The organism is Dawidia cretensis (assembly GCF_018598175.1).
Classification (GTDB): Bacteria; Bacteroidota; Bacteroidia; order Cytophagales; family Cyclobacteriaceae; genus Ohtaekwangia; species Ohtaekwangia cretensis.
This window is the reverse complement of the sequence record NZ_JAHESE010000018.1, coordinates 12,761-33,577: the sequence shown is the minus strand read 5'-3', so window position 1 is coordinate 33,577 and position 20,817 is coordinate 12,761. Positions and strand designations below refer to the sequence as shown.

Below are 20,817 nucleotides of genomic sequence, written 5' to 3'. Positions count from 1 at the left end.
TGCGCTGATTTTCGGTTTACAGGGTCGCCATCTTTGACAGGATACGTCGGTCAATGTAGAACGTTCCGAAGGGTACCAGGCACGCTACCAGCACTTTCCATGTTGTTGTTGAAAACTTCCACCGGTAATCGATCCCCACGCTCAAGGTGTTGATAACAAACATCAAAAAAAGCAGACCGTGCACAGGACCCATGATCCTGACCAGCAACGGTTCATCCAAAACATGTTTTAACGGCACGGCGATGCCGATCAGGACGAGCAATGAAATGCCTTCCAGTATACCGATCAGGCGCAGCCGGCCGATCTTGGTGGTCAATAATGAAAACATACAAAAGGAGTTAGAAGTGACGTATATAGGGACGGTTGGCCAGTGGCGAAAAGGGCCAGGGCACCGCGATGAGAATCACGATCAGCCCCAGCAGGAACCAGATGGCCATGGTTTTAAATTTACCATGATCGGTTTGCTGCCGCCTGGCCATCGCGGATCCGATGGTGATCAGCACGACGGCAATCGTCATCAGGAGGATATGAATCAGTCCAAAGAACCGAAACTCATAGGGTAAGTCGGTTTCGGTTGCATGATCCCGGAAGTACTGGATCACGGGGCTGTTGAAATATAGCGTATAGCCGATCATCAGTTGTACGTGTGCGATCGTGGCGGTGCTGTGACGCAATGTATTGTCCCAGCGGTCGAATGGTATAGGCCGTTGCCAGCCGCGCAGGCCGCGGTATAGGGCATAGAGCAAACTGGCTAAAACAAACCAGCGCGTGAGGGAGTGCAGAAAAAGCAGCGATGTGTACATAACGTCGCAAATCTCCGGATCGAAGCCTCGCGCCGCTAGGACAGACAGCGGAAACGTCAGGACTTTTCAATCCTCTTGCGGAATGCCGTCGGCGTGGTGCCGGTGTGCTTGCGGAACAAACGTGCGAAATAGGAGGCATCATCCAGTCCTACGGCGAGCGCTACTTCGCTGACCGAGAGCGGGCTTTGGCTGAGCAGTACTTTGGCTTCGAGGACGATGGCCTCGTCGATCCACTTGGTAGGCGACTTTTCGGTGGCAGCCTTGACGGACTTGTTGAGGTGGTTAGGGGAGACGTGCAGCGCGGCGGCATAGTCCGATACGCGGTGCATGGTACACACGTTGGCAAAGAGCAACGCGCGGAACTTGTTGGCCAACGTTACCGCTGCCGTCCGTTCCTGGCCCAGGGCAGGTGTATACACCCGGTTTACTTCGCAGAGGAGCGTGATGAGATAGGGTTGCAGCACATTAATGTGCTGCAGCGCGTGCTCGGCATATTCCTGGTGCAAGCGTTTGAAGAGGTGAAGGACAAAACGTGCCGTTTGTTTGTCCAGCTGCAGCCGGGGCGTGCCCCATACCTGCAGAAACTCAAATTCTTTCAGCAGGGAGAGCTTGCCGTACTTGCCCACCAGCATGTCGCCGTGAAAGAAACAGATATAGCCTTTGTTGACATCTTTTTCGCCAAACGAAAATACCTGCCCGGCGGGAACCACCAGCATTTCGTGCCGGTGTACGGTATACTGCTCGCTGCCGATCTTCATGGTGGCCTCACCTTCGGTCAGATAAAGGCAGATGTGAACGGTGGCGCGTGTAGCCGGCACGGCGCGGGTCACATGCCGGTACATTTCTTCCACCCGCACGATCAGGAATTTGTTGAAGTCGCCCTTGAGCAGCGCCTGCAGCGCGCGGGACGGCATAAAGCGCGCTGTAAAGGCAGCTGGGTTGTATACCTGGATGTTGTCCTTTCCGGCCATGCGGCAAGATACACATCACGCCGGTTTGTGCCGCACGTTACTCGCGCTTCAACGCCTGTACCGGGTTGAGCCTGGCCGCGCGAAGCGCCTGGACGCCCACCGTGATCCATGTAATGGCCAACGCCACCACGCCGGAGAGAATGAAGTATGCTGCATTCAGGTCGATGCGGAACGCAAAGGAGCTAAGCCAGGAATTTGTGAGGTAATAGCTTAGCGGCAGCGCCAGGACAATGGCCAGTAAGACCATTTTCGTAATGTCGCGCGAGAGCAGCAGTACAATCCGCAGCTCGCCAGAGCCCAGCACCTTGCGAATGCCGATCTCTTTTTCGCGACGCTCTAACGTGAACGCTGTCAGGCCAAACAGCCCCAAACAGGAGATCAGGATGGCCAGGCAGGCAAAGTAGCGCGAGAGAACGGCTACCCGCTGCTCGGCGCGGTATTGGCCTTGATAGTCGGCATCCAGAAAACGGAAGTCGAAGGTGAAGCCCGGGTTATACGTTTCATAGAATTGTTGCAGGCGCTGAACCGTTGCCTGCTCCTGGCCGGGCTCGATCCTGGCCATGATGCGCGATGTGTTTTCCGGGTTCAGCCGGAAGAACAGCGGCCGCACATTTTCGTGCAGCGATTCGAAGTGAAAGTTTTTGGCTACTCCCACAATTTCCATGTCCTCGCCCCAAAGCTTGATCACTTTGCCAATCGGATCTTTTAATCCCATAAAAGCAATAGCGGCCTCGTTGAAGATGATGTGGGCGGTGTCCGAGGGGAAGTCGCGCGAGAACGAACGTCCTTCTGAGATCTGGAAGCCCAGTGTTTCCAACATATCGTAGGCTACCGTCACATTCTCAAACTCTGTTCGGTCATTGGGGTCTTTGCCTTCCCATGCTATACCCGAGGTGCCACTGACGTGGCCGGTCAGCGTAGCGGACGTGGCGGAGGCATTCACTACGCCTGGTACATCGCGCAAGGCGGCCAGGAAGGATTCCAGGTTTTGGCCCTCTATGATCTTCCCTTCGCGCTCAAAAACAATCATATTGTTTTTTGAATAACCCAGGCTGCGCGATTGGATATATTGGGTCTGCCGATACACCACGATCACAGCAACTATAAACACTACCGAGCACGTGAACTGAAAAACCACTAACCCCTGCCGTACCCACAGCTCGCCCGTGGCGCTGGTGAGCTTGCCCTTCAGGATTGCCGCCGGATGGAAGCCCGATAAATACAGCGCCGGGTAACTGCCGGCCAGCAGACCGGTGAAGACAACAACACCCAGCATTTGCCCTATAAAGACGAGGTTGAATGGCAATGTGAGCTGTTTTTCAGTAATGACGTTAAAGTAGGGCAGCAGCAACACAACCAACCCAATGGCTATTAGCATGGACACCAGGCTTAGCAACATGGATTCGCCCAGGTGCTGCCACACGAGCGTATTCCGACGGGCGCCAATCGCTTTTTTAATGCCGATCTCTTTCAGCCTGCGCGCGGCCCGTGCGGTGGATAAGTTCATGAAGTTGATACAGGCGATAACGAGTATAAAGATCGCAATGGCCGAGAAGAGCCTGACGTATGTGATACGCCCACCAGCCTCGACGCCGTTCTCATAGTGGCCATACAAGTATTTTTCGGTATAAAGTTTCAGGAACATGGTACGGTGTTTAACCTCACCGTTAGTCTTTTTCTGCACATACGTGGCGATCTTAGCATTAAAGGCATTAACATCGACGCCTTCTTTCAACATCACATACGTGTTCGCGCCTGTGCTAAACCAGGTAGAGACCCAGTCAGGATGGTCGGCGCGAAACTCTTCAAACGATCGTACAAAGTCTGGTTTTTCTGTGGCCAGATGGGGCTGATCTTCATATATACCCGAAATAATATATTGTCTGGCGTGGTCGAGCTCGACGGTCTTTCCTACCACAGTCTCGTCCGCGCGGTTAAACAGCTTCCGCGCAAGCGATTCCGACAACACGATGTTATTTTTTTCTTTCAGCAGGTTGCTTTTTCGTCCGTGCAACACGTGGAAGGTAAAGGCGTTAAAATAATCTTTCCCCGCATAGAGGCCAGGGGCTTTGACAGGACGCTCGTCGACGGACATGGTGTGAACATCGTTGTGGGTGGTGGTTACTGCGTATTCCACCTCGGGCATATCCGCTACCAGGGCATCGGCAGTAGGACCAGACGAGCTTTCGGCCGTCCAGATACGGTCGGCTTGCACGCGGTTTTCGAGTACTTTATAGAGGCGGGCTTTGTTTTCGTGGAACTGGTTTACGTGCAGCTCGTCATTTACCCAGAGGTAGATTAAAAGGACGCATGCCAGACCCGTGGAGAGGCCCGTGAGGTTGATCAGGAAAGAGCTTTTGTGCCGACTGAAGCCGCGGAGTGTGATCAGGAGGTTGTGTCGTAGGATAGACATGGCGTTGGTAGCGTAAAGTGGTCGGAAATTTTTAATAAACCGGGGTCGGAAATACCGCAATACACTCCATGTAAAGATGCGCCGCGCGTGACGGCGCGAGTTGGCGGCCTGTTTTTCGAACACCTCGATAAGGTCGCCCTCGATCTCCTCCAAATAATCTTCGCGGCAAAACCAGCGCAGAAATTTCAAAGGCCGTTGAGGCGGGTGCAGCTTCATCAGCTAAAGGATATTTTCGGAATCTGCTGATAAATGGCCGTACGCAGGGCATACTGATCATCCAACATCCGTTTGCCCAGGGCGGTGATCACGTAAAACTTCTTACGCCGGCCGCCGCGGTCGTTGGTGATGCCGCCAAAACGCGACTTGACAAATCCTTTGTCTTCAATTCGCTTCAAGGCCACGTGCACCGCGCTGATGTTGAGCTTCTTTGAAAGCTTCCCTTCCAGATTTTCCAGGATTGAAACGCCGTACGCTTCATCGTGAAGCGCCGCCACCATCAGCAACACCAATTCCTCAAATTCGCCGAGTGATTGATTACTCATATTCCGGTCTTAATTACCTTAACGAACGTAAAAGTAATGTATTAGTTTTAGTTTTGTTAAGTAAATGATGAATTTCGTTTAAAGCTGCTGAATCAGAAGCATTTAGAAATAAAAAAAGGCCGTGTGGCGGCCTGTGGTGTGGAGAAAAACTGTCCGTTATTGTAGCACCTTAAACTCGAACGGTATTTCTACCTGCTCGGCATATTCGTGGCCTGCTTCGTCCATCGACTCGTCTTCTTGATGGTAGTGCCAGAACACGGTAATATTTTTGATGTGTTTTAGCTCGTGGAGCAGGTCCAGGATAAGCTTGGACGAAGAAGTGTTAAAATATTCGAGTTTAAAATGAAAGGCTGTGACGGGGTTGGGAGCCTTGGCGTAGTCGCGGATCCACTGCAAAACGGGGGCATAAAATTCAACCGAATCTTCCGGCAGTGAACGGCCCACCAGTTCAAAAACGCCATCATTTTTGTTTAAGGTCACCTGGGGTGTATCCTGTGTCTCAGTCAGGTATAGTGTGTTCATAATGCTGTACGGTATGTCTTTCGTATATACTCTTCCCACTGAATCCCATCGCAATACTGTACTCTGGAAAAGGACGAATCGTGATGGATAACGTCGCTGCCGGCCCACGTGGTATCTACGGCTTTGTTTTAATTCCGGTGGAAATATGCAAAATGTTTGGAAACTGCGCATGCTAATTTTCGGTGAAAAGTTTTACTTCTCGAGCGGCCCATGAAGATCACGTTCGTTGTAAAAGTGCGGTGCGCCATTGGGAGCTTTTTTCGACGCTATAACTCAAAATCCGACCGCCTGGCACATCACCGCAATGAGATGCAGGAGTTTTGCAGAATTACCAGAGACAAAAAACGTCGGAGACCACCGCATACATTTATTCCGGTGGGATTTGTATATTTAAGAAATACAAACCATCCTGGGGTAAAGCGCGTGTTGCGGGCTTACGTGATGGGTGTATCGTGCTCCGTAACCATTCGTAAGTATATATGCTATCCAGATCCTCTCTCTTGCGTGTAGGCGCCATCCTCTCGCTGTGCGCGTTTTTATCAACTTCCTGTAGTGATGACGACGGCCCGAAAGGCACGCGCGACAGACTGGCTTCGTTCAGGGTGCCGCAAGAGCATGATCGATTCGTCGTCTATAACTTCGAAAAAGGCACCATACAAGGGTTTGTTTTTGCCTCGGATGCGCAGGGTAATGTCCTGACGGCGAGAGAATTTCATCCGAACGAGACGCTTGAGCTGATTCCCGATAAACCTTTTGACGGCGGTGAGGTCACACTCACGGAAGTATATATCGAGCGGGATTCAGACACGGATCAATACGTGATGCGGGCAACATCCTATACGCGGCTGCCGCGTGGCACATCCTGGCCGGCGGAGGGCTATGGAAAATCGGGTGTAGCTACTCCTCCGGCCGGCAAAGTGGACGTCATCCTGCGTGACGAAACGCAGGGTGAGCCGGCGACTCAGTATATTTTTAGCAGCGATGTCTATTGGGCGTATGTCTGGCCGGGGAACCCGGAATTTCCGATCACTACACCAATTGCTTTACGTGTAAGCCCGTCCATTCTTTTTGTTCGTGAACAAACGCCGCCGATTGTCGATCCCCACTATAAGCTCTACGACAACGTTGTTACGGGCCAGACCCTGGAGATAGACGAAAAAGATTTAACCGGCGTCATGACGGGAAAAGATTTGTCTCTGCCGGCTTCTACTCAGTCGGCCCAGATCTCGTTGTTTGGCATGCTGAAAGCGAACCAATTTGACCAGCGGGTTTATCTGGGCGATTCACGTTCCGAAAACAGCGCTACAGTGACATCATATATACCGCCGGAGGACAAGTTTGTACAGTTTATGTCGAGTACGTGGCTGTCAGGCCCCGACTTTCGCCATCAGGCGATCAACACACATGCGGCCTATGATGTCGAGTTGTTGGATATCGGTCTTTCCGTAGCGCACAAGGAGAACAATGCTGTGACGTTATCGACAGCGTCAGACCTCACCACGATCTCGGTGGGTTTTGAGTACAAGCAGGGAGCAAATGATCACTGGTGGTTTGTATATGCCGAGCCTGGTGCCTCCCGGCAGGTTACCCTGCCTGAACTACCGGCACTTATCACCGATGCGCTGGAGGTCGGCGACCTCTCGTCAAAATTTGCAGCGTACACGATATCGGGATTTTCGTATGAGGCCGCCGCTCGTTATACTGACTGGATCGAGCAAGGAGCAAAACGCAGCCATGACAACATGGAGCTCTACCGATCGCCGGTAAATATGAAGTCGTTAAGCCTTCCGTTAAAGTAATAGCCAAATTCTCCGGTTTCGGATAACACCCGCTCATTGTCGATCCGGCGCTGAGGCATACCCGATCGAAATAAAAATACACTGAACTATTTTCGGTGCGTACGACGACGTAGCGGGATATACGGAGTAGATTGCCCTGAGCACGGGGACAGGCAGTGGTATGATGAATGCCTACCGTCTCAAAAAAAGACTGGAAGGAAATGGTCTTGTCACTTCAGCCTGACTAAGAGCGTTCCAACCTTTCCACCAGGCAAGGTGTCTAAAAGGCCAACTAACATCCGAACGCATGACTTTGATTCGCACCGCTGTAGCAACACTTTTTGTGGCTGCCTTCACTTTTACCGCTTGTAAACAACAAACCTCTGCTTCTGCCTGTGAAGGCGGGGTCGATGCAACCGTTGTAGACCTGGAGGGACTGGACGGATGCAAGTATGTTTTTGAGCTGAGCGACGGCGCGCGCCTGCTGCCGCAGATCCCCGCGGAAGGTACTACGGGCGACCCGCTAAGCAATTTCATCTTCGGGGCCGGTAAAAAAGTGACCATTACCTATGAAGCAGCAGACGGTATGACCGCGTGTATGGCCGGTAAGTTGGTGAAGATCAACTGCCTGGTCGAGCATCCATAAATTTTCTCGAAAAAGCAGGAACCGGGTTGGCCGGAAGCCGTTTGAACGGGTAGTTTCGCCCCTTATTTCTTAACGACCTGACTCCTGTGATTACCCGTTCCGCTTCTGTCGCCGCCGTTCCGTTGACTGGCCGCGCCTCCCGTATCGAATCGATAGACCTGTTGCGTGGCCTTGTCATGATCCTCATGGCCCTGGATCACGTGCGTGACTACTTTCATGCCGACGCGTTTCTGTATAACCCTGTCGACATCAGCAAAACGGATGGTGTGGTGTTTTTCACGCGCTGGATCACCCACTTCTGTGCGCCCGTCTTTGTTTTCCTTGCCGGTACTTCCGCATTTCTGGTGGGCAGCCGTCGCGGTAAAGGCGAGCTCTCGGCCTTCCTGCTCAAACGCGGCTTGTGGCTGATCGTACTGGAGGTCACCATCATCAACTTCGCGTGGCTCTTTAATGTACACTTCCAGCTGATCCTGTGCACGGTCATTTGGGCACTGGCGATCGGCATGATTTCGCTGGCCGCGTTTATTCACCTGCCCTTGCGGGCTATAATTGCTGCCGGTATCATCCTGATCGTCGGCCACAACGCCCTCGACGTGGTACACGTGGCCGGTGAAGGCGCCGACGCTGTGGGTTGGGCATTGTTACACGAAGCACGCGGCTTTGCTTTCCCCGCATTCTTCCTGTATATCGGCTATCCTGTCATTCCCTGGATCGGCATCATGCTGCTGGGCTATGGCCTCGGTACGCAATTCCAGGCAGGGGCGGACGCCAACAAGCGCCATCGCCTACTGGTAACGGCCGGCATAGCCGCCATCGCATTGTTTGTCGTACTGCGGTGGACCAATGTCTATGGTGACCCTGTGCCATGGACGCCCCAAGCCGACGGCCTGCACACGTTCCTGTCGTTTATGAACGTGGCCAAGTATCCGCCGTCATTGTTATATATACTGGCAACCCTCGGTCCGGCCATGCTCTTTTTAGCATTTGCCGAGAAATATAAAGGTCGCGTGGCACAGTATACGATTGCATTGGGTCGGGTGCCGATGTTCTACTATATCCTGCATTTGTATCTCATCCACCTGCTGGCCGTTGCCGCCGCGCTGGCTACAGGCTATGATTTCTCCGACATGATCTTTACTACCTGGGTAACCGACTCGCCCAACCTGAAGGGCTACGGCTTCTCGCTGGGTGTTACCTACCTGGTATGGATCGGCGTTGTACTGGCACTGTTCCCGCTATGCCTGTGGTACGACCGGTATAAAACAACGCACAAAGACCAGTGGTGGCTCAGCTACCTGTAGCCGTTAAGGTCGCGGCTCTTCTGCTTCCGCCAGGCGGATAATGGCTTGCGCCCGCCTGCACGGATCATTCCTCATAACCACTCACCCCCCTCGATGGATGAGATGTTAATGATATGTCCGGCATGCTGCTGGCATAAGCAGTACAGGTGACGTTGAGGAGGCCGAATACGTTGGCATCATAGTTCTTGCGTACTTCTTCATCCGCCGCTTCTTCGACGGCACTGAGTAATCCATAGCCGACGTTGTTCACCAGCACATGTTACCGGTGGCAAGCACGGCACCGGGCAATAAACCATACTTTTTGCTTTTGCATAGTGTTTGTCGTCTTCATATGAAGATGACGGGAACTCCTGGGCTGGGCTGTAACAGGACCAAAGGCAGTATTATGAATTTCGAAGATGGTCGGCAGGCGATCTCCGGAAGTAAGAATGGCCGGTGTGTATAGATATTTTATACTGCATGCGTCGGTATAGATGGTATAAATGGTTAAATACGGGTATAGGCGTGTCATAATAAACGTGGCCGGAGTGTAAGTTTTACCGGCATTTGTCATTATTTTTAGCCAGAGGGGATTAATCCCTTTAGCAGAAATATTAATCCGTTTGGCAGCCAGTGGAGCGACCTGCAACATATAAAATCGCCGTGTTTTCCCAATTGTATCTATAGAAGCTTATGAATTTTACAGAACAACTCAAAAGATTGAAGCGCGTCGATTATTATATTCATAGCGGTAGTGGCACAGCCGACTTCATCGCTTCGAAAATGGGTATATCCCGCCGCACATTCTTTAATGACCTGCAAAAGCTGCGCGACATGGGCGCGGAGATCGGCTTTGATAAAAGCCGCAAATGTTACCGGTACGATAACAATTTTACCTTGCGATAGTGCAAGGGTAGTGGGTATGCGCGCGGTTCTTTAGAAGAGCCGCGTGATGCCCCAGATGACTGTAGCCAGCAAACCGACGACGGCGAGTATCAGCGTCATTAGAACCGCCGCAGTCATTGCCACACTCCGTATTTCGTCCTGAGTTGCTTCCTGCTCTTCTTCGTGGGGGGAATGTTTACCCATATACTGGCGTGAATAGTAAAGTATATTAAACAGGGCAAAAGTATCGGTTTACCATGCAATAAGTATGCACGCAATATTTTTTAACAACGCCATCGTGCGGGAGCTGTCTCGCACAACGCGTCGTGTATACTCTTTAACTACGTTGAATCATTTTTCTGTGAATGCATTGCGTATACAACTTTCCGGGCACCCGCACCGAGACGTTATCTGGGAGCAGCAATACGCCGGTGATCCCACGCTCGAGCGTATCGTGGAAGAAAGCGAATTAGTGATCCGGCATCCGTTCCTGGAGGTGAATGCCGTACATACGCGGTTTCGCGGCGTGCACATCGTGAGTGGTGAGGTGCTCTTTCCCCACCCCGTACACCTGCGTGCCTATACGACGCCGGCCATGTACGAGCTTACCTTTTTTCCGGAGCATGACATCTGTTATTTCTACCGATCGTATACCGTACGACCCATTCAGATCATGCGCCACCAGGCCGGCTACTCCATCGTGACCATCTTGTTGTCGGAGTCTTTTATGCAGCAGGTCATTGCGCCCTTTGCGGGCACACTCGCAGACTGGCTCATGACACAAGGTGCTGCTGTCCGTCAGGTATATACCATGGCCCTGACGCCGTCCATGAAGATTGTGCTGTATAAGATCCGTACCTGCCGGTACAGTGGGCTGCTCAAACGGATGTTGCTGGAGAGTAAGGTGCTCGACCTGCTCGTACTGTTGCTGAAACAGATCACGCCGGAAAAACCGTTCAAGAGCCTGACCGTGCGGCTCGACGACGTCGACAAACTCTATGAAGTCAAACGCGTGGTGGAGCAACACCTTACGCATCAACATTCGTTGCGTGAGCTGGCCCGCCAGGTAGGGCTCAATGAATTTAAGCTCAAGAAAGGTTTTCGTGAATTGTTTGGCACCACGATCTTTTCCTATCTGCTCGACCTGCGCATGGAGCATGCACGCCAACTGTTGATGCAAGGTACCATGACAGTAGAGGAAGTAGCCGAAGAGGTGGGCTATAAATATGCCAAGAACTTTATGACCGCGTTCAAAAAGAAGTTCAACATGCTACCGGTCGAAATTGGTCCGGGAGATGAGAAACCCAGACCTGGCCCGTTTAGGAAGCGTGGTACCGCTTTCTAAACACGGCCGGTGTAAAAGCCCTATGTCCTTTTTATTGATGGGGTAAATTTTCCTCTACTTATCTACCTTTTCCAGGGTAGTAAGCACGCTGTGCCGGGACGTTGTGTGTAGGATTGGGGAAATGTTGAATACCTGATTTTTCAGGTATACATTCTGTTGTTCACCGACGTTAACGATTCGTTGAACGGAATTTCCCCTCTGAAAAATAAGGTTCACAGTAAATTTTTCGATTTATAATGGTTTGTTAACAGACTTGCTAACGTCTATATCCGTATATTTGAGAATCTCGTCTGGAGGTCATCACAAGTATACCTTCAATACGAATCTCAAACGACAAAAACATTGCTCTTATTCTCAAGCACAGGCTCGATGCCTGGTCGTTGTCGGTAAAAGTGCATTTCGACGGGCTCCAATTAAATAAACCGGGCATCGTCTCCTGTGCTGAGGATCAGAGTTGTATAAATCAGTAGTATAGAAGCAGCAATAGTGTATGCAGGCAGCGCCAACCACAACCTTCTATCATCAACAGATACTAAAGATTCGCGCCGAGGTCTATCCGGATGACGCGGTGATCCGGCAGATCGTGCAAGCGAAGGCGTTTATTGATCGTCACTTTTTTGCTGCCATCGACTTGAATGATATTGCAGGCAAGACGTTCAACTCCAGGTTTCATTTCATCCGGCTGTTCAAAGCTGTCTATGGACGCACGCCGCATCAGTATCTCGTGGCAGTGCGCATCATTGCCGCGAGGAAGTTGTTGCGGAAGGGGGTGTCTGTTAAGCAGGCTTGTGTGGCGGTGGGGTTTGCCAGTGCGCATGCGGTTTCGGGGCTTCTGAAGAGGATGGCGGGGAAATCTTCTGCAGAGCGCGTGACTGGAGAGACTGCTGTGCGGCGGATAGGCCGGCGTAGATAACATTACCGCTGTCCACGCCAGCCTGGAGACAGGCTCCATGCGCCAGATACCATTCCACTCCTTTCTTCTTTTACGGTTTAAAACCTTCTGGCATCGAAAACCCAATTTTCGTGTAAACGATTGCGTTATTTCGGAAGAAAATGCGGTTGAAACCGATATAAACAATAATTTAGGCGTTTCAAACGATTGCCAGCTCTGCCGTTTGCACGAAAGAGCGGTCTTTTGCCAAACCCTAAACATCAACATGGAGACAGTGGACGTAGCATCCCAACGCCCGGACAACGCGGGTACGACTTCGGCGAAGCCGGCTTTTACCAAGAAGGAATATCTGGTTGTTTTTATTTTCGTCACATCCCTCTTTATGTTGTGGGGCATCGCCATCACCATGGGCGATGTATTGAATCGCCACTTCCAAAAGGTATTGCATATTTCCAAGGCCGAGTCGGGCCTGGTACAGTTCTCGATCTTTGGCGCGTATGCCGTCATGGGAATCCCCGCCGGCCTTTTCATGAAACGCTTTGGTTATAAGAACGGCGTGTTGTTGGGCCTGGCGCTGTATGCCATCGGGGCATTTCTCTTTATACCGTCTGCCAACGCCGAGTCGTTTGCAGCCTTCCGCGGTGCATTGTTTGTGCTGGCCTGTGGCCTGGCAACACTCGAAACAGTAGCCCACCCGTTCATGGCCGCCCTTGGCGACCAGCGCACAAGCGATCAGCGTATCAATTTTGCACAGGCGTTCAACGGCGTCGGTGCCATCATCGGTCCCTTTATCGGAGGGTACTTCATTCTGCGTGTAGGCCATGGAGAGCTAAACGACCTGACATCGGTCAAAGTACTCTATGCCATCATCGGCGCGATCATTCTGCTAGTAGCGTTCTCGTTCTCCCTCGTAAAAGTACCGCCGCTGGCGGATCCGCATGCCGAAGCAGACGGTGCGGAAGACCTGCGTCATATTCAGCGCTCGAGCAAGACACTGTTTCAACACAAACACTTTGTATGGGCGGTCATCGCACAATTCTTCAACGTGGCAGCGCAAGGGGGAACCTGGGCATTCTTTATTGTATACGGTGCAGAGAAGATGCCCGGTATGACAGACGAACGTGCCGCATACTTCTTTGGCCTGAGCATGTTTTTGATGATGATCGGTCGTTTCATCGGCGTATTCCTCATGCGGTATATCACGCCGAACAGATTGTTGGCTGCCGCGGCGGTCGGTAATATTATCATGGCGGTGATTGTAGCGCAGAGCGCAGGCTGGATTTCCTTCGGCGCATTGATGATGATGAATTTCTTCATGAGCATCATGTTCCCGACCATCTTCAGCCTGGGGCTCAAGAACCTGGGCAAACATACCGAGCGCGGTGCATCGTTTATCGTGATGGGTGTAGTAGGCGGTGCGTTGTTCCCACCGCTGATGGGATTGATTGCCGACCACGATGTGGCGGTGTCCTATTATCTGCCGATCATCTGCTATATCGTGATCTTCTTCTTCGGCGCACGCTTCTCTAAAGTGGAGTAGCATGACGCCGCGGAGCGCTGGTGGGTGCATGCCACAACCGCCCATAGGCGATGACGCCGCTGGCAATCAGGATAAAGATATTTACCCAGATGGCGCCGAACTCATAGCGGTCGATGTGTAACACCATGGCCGCGATCATGAGCACGGCTATGCCGATGGCGGTATACCCCGTAATGCGGGGATAGATGCCCAGCAGGCCCGGCAGGATCAGGCCGAGGCCACCCAGGATGTCGATCATACCGATGTAGCGCACAAACACTTCCGTGTAGGCCCCCGTCCATTCGGCGGCTTCCGCCACCTGCTCGTGCGGCAGGAAAAGTTTCGTGTAGCCCGATACCAATAAAATAACGGCTACGGTGATCTGTAAGGTCCACAGTAAGGCTTTCATACCTGTAGGAGGCATAAATTACTATGCCCGCTGGCAATGGGCGGGGTAGGCAGGTTGCGGTATTTCATTACATTTGGACCGCAAAAAATGCAACAGATCATGACGCTTACCAAATTATTTCCCGGTGCCCTGGTGGCATTGATGCTGGCCGCCTGTGGCGGTGGTACCAAAAACGAAGCGGCTTCGGCCGATACGACGGCTACTGTGCCGGCCGATGCTACCGCACCCGAGGCTGTGCCCGATGCTAAAGCTGACACCACCGCGGTGACGGCCCTGGCGTATGTGACCACCTTTAAGGTTGCAACCCCCGAGAAGATTGTATTGGAACAATATGCTTCCATCTCGGCAGAAGGTGCGAACGAAGCACCGCAGAAGACGGTGGAAATCACCGACGCGGCAACCCTGACGGAGATTGCTACGCTGGTCAACAAACTGCCGGACTCCGGTCAGATTATGGTGAAGTGGGCGGAGGTACCTGTGCTTCGTGTGAAGCTGGTATACCCGCAAGGCCCCCAGTACTTTTCGTTCTTCCAGCAGTCGGTAAAAACACCGGCGACGAACTTCTACGCAGGGAAGAAGCCTGCGGAAGAAAAACAGCTGTACGATCTGCTGGCGGCCAAGCTGGCACATTAATCACAACAGCCGGCCCCTTTCCGTGGCCGGCTGTTTTTTTTATTCTGTAAAAATCACAATAGCCATGTATAGAAGAATCGTAGCAATGTTTGCGTGTGCCGCGGCCTTGTCTGCCTGCAGCACCAAAGACACGCCGCCGTCGGCCGTCGTCGTGCAAAAAACCGACCTGGTCAATCCGTTCATCGGCACGGGGGGTCATGGACATACCTTTCCCGGGGCCACGGTGCCGTACGGTATGGTACAGCTTAGCCCCGACACGCGCCTGCAGGGATGGGATGCCTGCTCCGGTTATCATGCTTCGGACAGTGTGATCCTGGGTTTCTCGCACACGCACCTAAGCGGCACGGGCATTGGCGACTACGGCGATATACTCTTCCAGCCCCTTACGGGCAATAACGACTACCTCCTGGAGCAAGGCAATGCGACGAAGCCGGGCTACCGATCATTTAAGACCACCGGCTCCGAAAGCGCAACCCCCGGGTACTATACTGTGCAACTGGCCGACTATGGGGTGAAAGCTGAATTGACGGCCACCGCCCATGCCGGTATGCACCGCTATACCTTTCCCGCTGACAGCACACCGGGTGTGATGATCGACATCAGCCATCATCTGCAAACACAACAGAACCTTCTCAACCGCGTTATAAAGGTCAATGACCACGAGCTGCGCGGCGTCAAGATCACCCGCGGTTGGGCGAAAGAGCAGCGTGTATATTTTCATGCTGTCTTTTCAGAGCCATTCGAGATGGAAATCATTACGGAGCCGCTGCCGCCCGGAGGGATAGATGACCTTCCCACGCAGGCTATCAAAACCCTGCTGCACTTTAATAAGCTTGCCGGCAAGCCGCTGCTCGTCAAAGTGGGCATCTCCGCCGTAGACTACGAGGGTGCTAAGAACAACGTAATGAAAGAGATTGCCGACTGGGACTTCGACGCGGTGAAAGACAACGCCCGTCAACAGTGGGAGGAATGGCTCAACCGCATTGACATAAAAGGCGGCACCAACGATCAACGCAAGATCTTTTATACCGCGCTGTACCACACCGCCATTAGCCCCAATATATATACCGACGTCGACGGCCGTTACCGCGGCATGGACCGGAAGCTTCACCAGGCCCCTGCGGGCCAGGAAGACCACACTGTCTTTTCGCTATGGGATACCTTCCGTGCATTCCATCCGTTGATGACACTCGTGAATGGTCCACGCAACGAGGCATGGGTTCGCGCCCTGTTACAGAAGTACGACGAGAGCGGTACGCTGGCCATGTGGGAACTATCGTCGAACGAGACGGGCACGATGATCGGCTACCACGCGGTGCCGGTGATCGTCGACGCCTACATGAAAGGATATCGCAACTTCGATGCCGAGAAAGCGTATGCCGCCATTGTACAAGCCTCGACGTATGACACCACGGGTGTCTTCTTCCCCGGCAAAGACGTGCAGCGAGCGGTCATGCCGCTGGCAAAATATTATAACGAGACACTCGGCTTTATACCGTGTGACAAAGAGAACGAGTCAGTGGCAAAGGCGTTGGAGTATGCGTACAACGACTGGTGTATTGCCCAAATGGCCAAAGCGCTGGGCAAAACGGCCGACTATGAAAAATATACGGAGCGCGGTAAACGCTATGCGAAATACTTCGACAAGAGCACCGGCTTTATGCGTGGCGTGAACTCCGACAAGTCATGGAAGACGCCGTTCAGCCCGCGATTCTCCCACCACGGCAAGAGCGAATATGTAGAAGGCAATGCGTGGCAGTGGTCGTGGTTTGTGCCCCACGATGTCGAGGGACTTGTTGCGCTGCAGGGCGGCAAGGAGCTCTTTATCAAAAAGCTGGACAGCCTGTTCTCGATTACGTCGGAGATTGAAGGTGAACATAAGTCGGATGATATCTCCGGTCTTATCGGCCAGTATGCGCACGGCAACGAGCCAAGCCACCACATTACCTACTTCTATAATTATGTAGGCCAACCGTGGAAGACGCAGGAGCTGGTGGATAAGATCCTAACCACGCTATATTTCAATAACGAAAATGGCCTGTCGGGCAACGAAGACTGCGGAGCGATGTCGGCCTGGTATGTCATGAGCGCCATGGGCATTTACCAGGTTGCGCCGGGTGACCCGCGCTATACCCTGGGGCGTCCGTTATTCGATGAGGTAACGCTGCACACAGAAGGCGGCAAGCCCTTTACCATCCGTGCTGTAAACAACGGCCCGGCCAACAAATACGCCAGCCAGATTACCCTCAATGGCCAGGCACTCACCACACCGTTTATAACCCATGAAGATATTGTCAAAGGCGGCACGCTGGAGTTTACCATGACAGCGACGCGGCCTGCGACAGAGTAAGTAGTTTTTTTAATTAACCGATCAATCCCCAATCAACACCCAACATGTATTTGTACAGTAAGCGAAAAATGCTCAGCATCACCGGTCTTTCGGTGATGCTTTTGTTTGTGCTCCAGGCGCAAGCCCCCGTTCGACCACTCACCCTCCAGGACCAGGTAGAAGCACTCCTGGCGAAGATGACGGTAGAGGAAAAAGTCGGCCAAATGGCACAAGTTACCCTCGATGTGATTACCAAAGGTCCCAATGAATACGTCAGCGACGAGCCGCTACAGCTCGACCCCGCCCTGGTGAAAAAGGCGCTGGTGCAGTATCACGTAGGGTCTGTATTAAACACCGCCAACAACCGGGCGCGTACGCCGGAGAAGTGGTATGAGATCATCAGCCAGCTGCAAAATGTAGCCACAAAAGAAACACGGCTGAAAATACCCCTGCTGTATGGCATCGACGCGGTGCACGGCGCGACGTATACCGCGGGTGCTACGTTCTTCCCTCAGCAAATAGGCCAGGCCGCGATGTGGAACCGTGCGCTGGTGCGTCGGGGCGCGGAGATCTGTGCCTATGAAACCCGGGCCTCGTCCATTCCGTGGGCGTTTGCGCCGGTACTGGACATGGGCCGCGACGCGCGCTTTCCGCGTTTGTGGGAAACCTTTGGCGAAGATGTATACCTGGTGTCGGCCCTCGGCAAAGAGATGGTCGACGGCCTGGAAGGCGACGACAACAACGTAGCCGGTAACCGCCGCGTGGCCTCTTGCCTGAAACACTTCCTGGGCTACCAGGTGCCGCAGTCGGGCAAAGACCGCACGCCGGCCTTTATTCCCGAGACAGAGCTGCGCGAACGTCACCTGCCGTCGTTTAAAGCGGCCATCGATGCCGGCGCCAGGTCGATCATGGTCAACTCCGGTATCATCAATGGTATTTCCGTGCACGCTAACCACGACATTCTCACCAAGCTGCTCAAGGAAGAGCTTGGTTTTAAAGGCGTAGTGGTGACCGACTGGAAAGATATCGACAACCTGCACGAGCGCGACAAAGTGGCGGCTACTCCCAAAGAGGCTGTAAAGCTGGCCATCAACGCAGGCGTCGACATGTCGATGATTCCCTATAACTTCCGTTTCTGCGACTACCTGGTGGAGCTCGTCAAAGAAGGCCAGGTGCCGATGACGCGTATAGACGATGCGGTACGCCGCATCCTGACGCTGAAGTTTGAGCTCGACTTGTTTAAGACGCCGGTCACATCGTTCAAAAATTACCCGGAGTTCGGTAGCAAGGCCTTTGAGCAAAGTGCATACGAAGCTGCCGGAGAATCAATCACCTTGTTAAAGAACACCAGCAATGTCCTGCCCTTAAAGAAAGGCGCGAAGCTGCTGGTGACCGGCCCCAATGCCAATTCGATGCGGTCACTGAACGGCGGCTGGTCGTATTCCTGGCAAGGCGAAAAGGTAAGCGAGTTCGCCGATCGGTATAACACCATGCTCGAAGCGCTGCAGAAGAAAGCCGGCTCCGATGCCGTTAAGTTTGTTCCGGGTGTTTCCTATAAAGACGACGGCAAATACTGGCAAGAGAAAGATGTTAACATCGACGCGGCGGTACAAGCGGCGGCGGGTGTCGACTACGTGATCTTGTGCGTGGGCGAAAACTCCTATACCGAGAAACCCGGCGACCTGCACGATCTGTCGCTTTCCGCCAACCAGGTGGCGCTGGCCCAAGCCCTGGTAAAGACGGGCAAGCCGGTGATCCTGGTATTGAACGAAGGGCGCCCGCGGCTGATCAGCGCCTTTGAGAAAGATGTCCAGGCCGTGGTGCAAACCTACCTGCCCGGTAACTTCGGCGGCGATGCATTGGCCGCCATTCTCTTCGGCGAAATAAACCCCAGCGGCAAGCTGCCGTATACCTACCCGATGTACGCCAACACGCTGGTGACGTATGACCACAAACCGTCGGAAGAGCAGAACAAGATGCAAGGCATGTATGACTACGAGTCGGACTTCGCGATTCAATACCCGTTTGGCTTTGGCTTGAGCTATACCACCTTTGAGTATAGCGACCTGCAAGTGGACAAGACCGTTTTGAATCCGGAGGAGTCGTTTGCGGTTTCTGTTACCGTGAAGAATACGGGCGCACGCGCGGGTAAAGAAGTTATTCAGCTGTTTACTTCGGATCTTTATGCGTCGATGACGCCCGATGTAAAACGCCTGCGTGGTTTTGACAAGATCCTGCTGACCCCGGGCCAAAGCCAGAAGGTAACGTTTACCGTGAAGGCCCGCGACCTGGCATTTGTCAATAAAGACCTGCGCTGGACCGTAGAGGCCGGCGATTACGAAGTGTCAATCGGTACGCTGAAAACAAAAATCCAGCTGAGCAAAACGCATGCGTTTGCTAACTAGTTTCTATTGATTGTCGGGGGCCGAAGCCCTGTGAATAAAGACCACTGTATGCTATGGCGTACAGTGGTTTTTTTATACAGAGGTCATGGTCCCCGGCATCACAAGCACTTTTTCCATATTGACGGAGTACAAGGGGTAGTCACCAACGTCAGAAGGTATCGTATACCAATACGTAATGCCCGCGTTCAACTTTGTGGACGTAACACCCGTCACCGTATAGTGATACATATAGGAGCGTACGGCAGGAATTCGCGTCTCTTCGCGTAACGGATGTATTGGCTCCGGATCGCACGATAGAGGAGGAACAGCCCGGAGATGGCGCTGGGTTGGACCTTGCGAGGTCGTGGTTCGTTGGGGTGTGGTCTCGACCGGGGCAGGGCATATGTCTACAGGCGCGACATCCTGAGTATTATCATTCATTGTGTCATCCATCGCAAGATCAGCGTCCTGCGCCTTGCCGGCAACAATCCCCAAAATCTTCGCCGCCCCGGCACGCTTGATCTGTTTCACCTCGCCAGCATCCAGCGAATCCCCAAAACAAATCCCAATCCCCAACATCAGGCTATACCCACCATCCGGGGGCAATTGATCCAGCGACAGTTCCAACGTAGTGGCCGGTGAGCCCTTTAATGCCGAATGCCACTCCGACGAGGTATAATCACATCCATACATTGTATCATACCACTTCGGCGCTGTAAATTTGCCGGTCGCTTGATTGAACTTAAAATCTGGCACAACGCCGAGGGAAATCGTAATGCTAAACTTCGAATGGCGGTTATTTGGAAAGAAATTGATATCGCGTACCAACGCCGGGATCTCCACCTTCGCGGAACCTTTTTCCTCGTCGATCGACCAGCTCAGCGTGCTGCGTACCATAGAGTCGAATGTGGTATATTTGTTAAGTTGGAAACCTTCCAGTAATTTGGGATGTTTCGAAAGCTCGATCGCACGTTGACCTAATTTGCTGGTGGAGTCTTGTTTTTGAATAAGTTTGAGCGATTTGTTGATAAACCCGCTGAAATTATAGTCCGCAAGGGCGCGCATCGGGTGCATCATAAAACGGACTTCTTTGCCCATGGTGGAGCAGCCACCAAATTCGCTCATATAGAGTCGTGGAAGCGCAAAATTGGGTGATTTTTTGATCGCCTCTTTCGAGGCACCGCCCTTACGACGCACCACGATCTTGTCTGTGCCGCGCATGCGGTAAAAGGAGAGGTCACCGAGGCTGCCGGTGAATTGCAGTTCTTCTAAGAATGCCATACTGTTGGGTTATGTTGGTTAACGAAATAACTAGCTAACGTCGTCAGGGTCGTAACGACTTTGGGCCATACTTCTACGAACAAGATAGCTACTTCCTGTATACTCCCTATAATAACAAGACACAATTTACGCACAATGTATTCACAAGCAAAAGATGACCCAGACCTCTATAGGTCTGGGTATAG

The 20,817-nt window shown here is 52.6% G+C and carries 18 protein-coding genes; 10 read left to right on the top strand and 8 right to left on the bottom strand.

The annotated features are described in order from the left end of the window. Positions 1–16: 16 nt before the first annotated feature. From KK062_RS17130 to KK062_RS17105, 6 genes are all read right to left on the bottom strand, one after another. On the bottom strand, positions 17–328 hold the full coding sequence (locus KK062_RS17130) for a DUF3817 domain-containing protein (RefSeq protein ID WP_254085554.1): 312 nt from the start codon (positions 326–328) through the stop codon (positions 17–19). 10 nt (positions 329–338) lie between these two features. After that, the gene (locus tag KK062_RS17125; protein WP_254085553.1) at positions 339–803 is read right to left on the bottom strand and encodes a hypothetical protein; all 465 of its coding nucleotides are present in this window, start codon (positions 801–803) and stop codon (positions 339–341) included. A gap of 56 nt (positions 804–859) precedes the next feature. Further along, positions 860–1,774, bottom strand: coding sequence for an AraC family transcriptional regulator (locus KK062_RS17120; protein WP_254085552.1), 915 nt, complete (start codon positions 1,772–1,774; stop codon positions 860–862). Between the two features lie 37 nt (positions 1,775–1,811). Next, positions 1,812–4,403 carry an ABC transporter permease gene (locus tag KK062_RS17115; RefSeq protein ID WP_254085551.1) on the bottom strand — a complete coding sequence of 864 codons (2,592 nt, stop codon included), beginning with the start codon at positions 4,401–4,403 and terminating at the stop codon, positions 1,812–1,814. Further along, positions 4,403–4,729, bottom strand: coding sequence for a PadR family transcriptional regulator (locus tag KK062_RS17110; protein WP_254085550.1), 327 nt, complete (start codon positions 4,727–4,729; stop codon positions 4,403–4,405). Before KK062_RS17110 ends, KK062_RS17115 begins: the two co-directional genes overlap by 1 nt. 156 nt (positions 4,730–4,885) lie before the next feature. Beyond that, positions 4,886–5,251: a DUF1987 domain-containing protein gene (locus KK062_RS17105; RefSeq protein WP_254085549.1), complete on the bottom strand. Its 366-nt coding sequence runs from the start codon at positions 5,249–5,251 to the stop codon at positions 4,886–4,888. A 479-nt stretch (positions 5,252–5,730) separates the two neighbouring features. On the opposite strand from KK062_RS17105, the gene KK062_RS17100 reads away from it, so the two are divergent. The 7 genes from KK062_RS17100 to fucP all read left to right on the top strand — a co-directional run bounded on the left by KK062_RS17100 (position 5,731) and on the right by fucP (position 13,617). After that, positions 5,731–7,050: a hypothetical protein gene (locus tag KK062_RS17100; protein ID WP_254085548.1), complete on the top strand. Its 1,320-nt coding sequence runs from the start codon at positions 5,731–5,733 to the stop codon at positions 7,048–7,050. Positions 7,051–7,336: 286 nt separating this feature from the next. Then, positions 7,337–7,675 carry a hypothetical protein gene (locus tag KK062_RS17095; protein ID WP_254085547.1) on the top strand — a complete coding sequence of 113 codons (339 nt, stop codon included), beginning with the start codon at positions 7,337–7,339 and terminating at the stop codon, positions 7,673–7,675. A gap of 86 nt (positions 7,676–7,761) precedes the next feature. Beyond that, positions 7,762–8,976 carry an acetyltransferase domain-containing protein gene (locus KK062_RS17090; protein ID WP_254085546.1) on the top strand — a complete coding sequence of 405 codons (1,215 nt, stop codon included), beginning with the start codon at positions 7,762–7,764 and terminating at the stop codon, positions 8,974–8,976. 672 nt (positions 8,977–9,648) lie between these two features. Continuing rightward, on the top strand, positions 9,649–9,861 hold the full coding sequence (locus KK062_RS17085; protein WP_254085545.1) for a helix-turn-helix domain-containing protein: 213 nt from the start codon (positions 9,649–9,651) through the stop codon (positions 9,859–9,861). A 247-nt stretch (positions 9,862–10,108) separates the two neighbouring features. Then, complete coding sequence (locus KK062_RS17080; RefSeq protein ID WP_254085544.1) at positions 10,109–11,185, top strand: helix-turn-helix transcriptional regulator; 1,077 nt, start codon at positions 10,109–10,111, stop codon at positions 11,183–11,185. 490 nt (positions 11,186–11,675) lie between these two features. Then, on the top strand, positions 11,676–12,098 hold the full coding sequence (locus KK062_RS17075) for a helix-turn-helix domain-containing protein (RefSeq protein ID WP_254085543.1): 423 nt from the start codon (positions 11,676–11,678) through the stop codon (positions 12,096–12,098). A gap of 244 nt (positions 12,099–12,342) precedes the next feature. Beyond that, positions 12,343–13,617, top strand: coding sequence for an L-fucose:H+ symporter permease (fucP, locus tag KK062_RS17070; protein WP_254085542.1), 1,275 nt, complete (start codon positions 12,343–12,345; stop codon positions 13,615–13,617). On the opposite strand, the gene KK062_RS17065 is transcribed toward fucP, so the two are convergent. Further along, positions 13,604–14,005 (bottom strand): DoxX family protein, encoded by a 402-nt coding sequence (locus tag KK062_RS17065; protein ID WP_254085541.1) that lies wholly within the window; start codon positions 14,003–14,005, stop codon positions 13,604–13,606. The two genes, fucP and KK062_RS17065, sit on opposite strands and share 14 nt — an antisense overlap. A gap of 99 nt (positions 14,006–14,104) precedes the next feature. Here KK062_RS17065 and KK062_RS17060 point away from each other — a divergent pair, with 99 nt between their 5' ends. The 3 genes from KK062_RS17060 (at position 14,105) to KK062_RS17050 (ending at position 19,372) form a co-directional block, all read left to right on the top strand. After that, positions 14,105–14,638: a hypothetical protein gene (locus KK062_RS17060; RefSeq protein ID WP_254085540.1), complete on the top strand. Its 534-nt coding sequence runs from the start codon at positions 14,105–14,107 to the stop codon at positions 14,636–14,638. 64 nt (positions 14,639–14,702) lie between these two features. Continuing rightward, positions 14,703–16,988 carry a GH92 family glycosyl hydrolase gene (locus KK062_RS17055; RefSeq protein ID WP_254085539.1) on the top strand — a complete coding sequence of 762 codons (2,286 nt, stop codon included), beginning with the start codon at positions 14,703–14,705 and terminating at the stop codon, positions 16,986–16,988. A gap of 44 nt (positions 16,989–17,032) precedes the next feature. Beyond that, positions 17,033–19,372 carry a glycoside hydrolase family 3 N-terminal domain-containing protein gene (locus tag KK062_RS17050; protein WP_254085538.1) on the top strand — a complete coding sequence of 780 codons (2,340 nt, stop codon included), beginning with the start codon at positions 17,033–17,035 and terminating at the stop codon, positions 19,370–19,372. Between the two features lie 72 nt (positions 19,373–19,444). On the opposite strand, the gene KK062_RS17045 is transcribed toward KK062_RS17050, so the two are convergent. Beyond that, a complete protein-coding gene (locus tag KK062_RS17045) occupies positions 19,445–20,632 on the bottom strand; it encodes a hypothetical protein (protein ID WP_254085537.1) in 1,188 nt (395 codons plus the stop codon). Positions 20,633–20,817: the final 185 nt, after the last annotated feature.

Bases quoted from the DNA above. Each gene is read 5' to 3' on its own strand.
- KK062_RS17130 (WP_254085554.1), bottom strand. From the start codon at position 328: ATGTTTTCATTATTGACCACCAAGATCGGCCGGCTGCGCCTGATCGGT.
- KK062_RS17125 (WP_254085553.1), bottom strand. From the start codon at position 803: ATGTACACATCGCTGCTTTTTCTGCACTCCCTCACGCGCTGGTTTGTT.
- KK062_RS17120 (WP_254085552.1), bottom strand. From the start codon at position 1,774: ATGGCCGGAAAGGACAACATCCAGGTATACAACCCAGCTGCCTTTACA.
- KK062_RS17115 (WP_254085551.1), bottom strand. From the start codon at position 4,403: ATGAAGCTGCACCCGCCTCAACGGCCTTTGAAATTTCTGCGCTGGTTT.
- KK062_RS17110 (WP_254085550.1), bottom strand. From the start codon at position 4,729: ATGAGTAATCAATCACTCGGCGAATTTGAGGAATTGGTGTTGCTGATG.
- KK062_RS17105 (WP_254085549.1), bottom strand. From the start codon at position 5,251: ATGAACACACTATACCTGACTGAGACACAGGATACACCCCAGGTGACC.
- KK062_RS17100 (WP_254085548.1), top strand. From the start codon at position 5,731: ATGCTATCCAGATCCTCTCTCTTGCGTGTAGGCGCCATCCTCTCGCTG.
- KK062_RS17095 (WP_254085547.1), top strand. From the start codon at position 7,337: ATGACTTTGATTCGCACCGCTGTAGCAACACTTTTTGTGGCTGCCTTC.
- KK062_RS17085 (WP_254085545.1), top strand. From the start codon at position 9,649: ATGAATTTTACAGAACAACTCAAAAGATTGAAGCGCGTCGATTATTAT.
- KK062_RS17080 (WP_254085544.1), top strand. From the start codon at position 10,109: ATGCACGCAATATTTTTTAACAACGCCATCGTGCGGGAGCTGTCTCGC.
- KK062_RS17075 (WP_254085543.1), top strand. From the start codon at position 11,676: ATGCAGGCAGCGCCAACCACAACCTTCTATCATCAACAGATACTAAAG.
- fucP (WP_254085542.1), top strand. From the start codon at position 12,343: ATGGAGACAGTGGACGTAGCATCCCAACGCCCGGACAACGCGGGTACG.
- KK062_RS17065 (WP_254085541.1), bottom strand. From the start codon at position 14,005: ATGAAAGCCTTACTGTGGACCTTACAGATCACCGTAGCCGTTATTTTA.
- KK062_RS17060 (WP_254085540.1), top strand. From the start codon at position 14,105: ATGACGCTTACCAAATTATTTCCCGGTGCCCTGGTGGCATTGATGCTG.
- KK062_RS17055 (WP_254085539.1), top strand. From the start codon at position 14,703: ATGTATAGAAGAATCGTAGCAATGTTTGCGTGTGCCGCGGCCTTGTCT.
- KK062_RS17050 (WP_254085538.1), top strand. From the start codon at position 17,033: ATGTATTTGTACAGTAAGCGAAAAATGCTCAGCATCACCGGTCTTTCG.
- KK062_RS17045 (WP_254085537.1), bottom strand. From the start codon at position 20,632: ATGGCATTCTTAGAAGAACTGCAATTCACCGGCAGCCTCGGTGACCTC.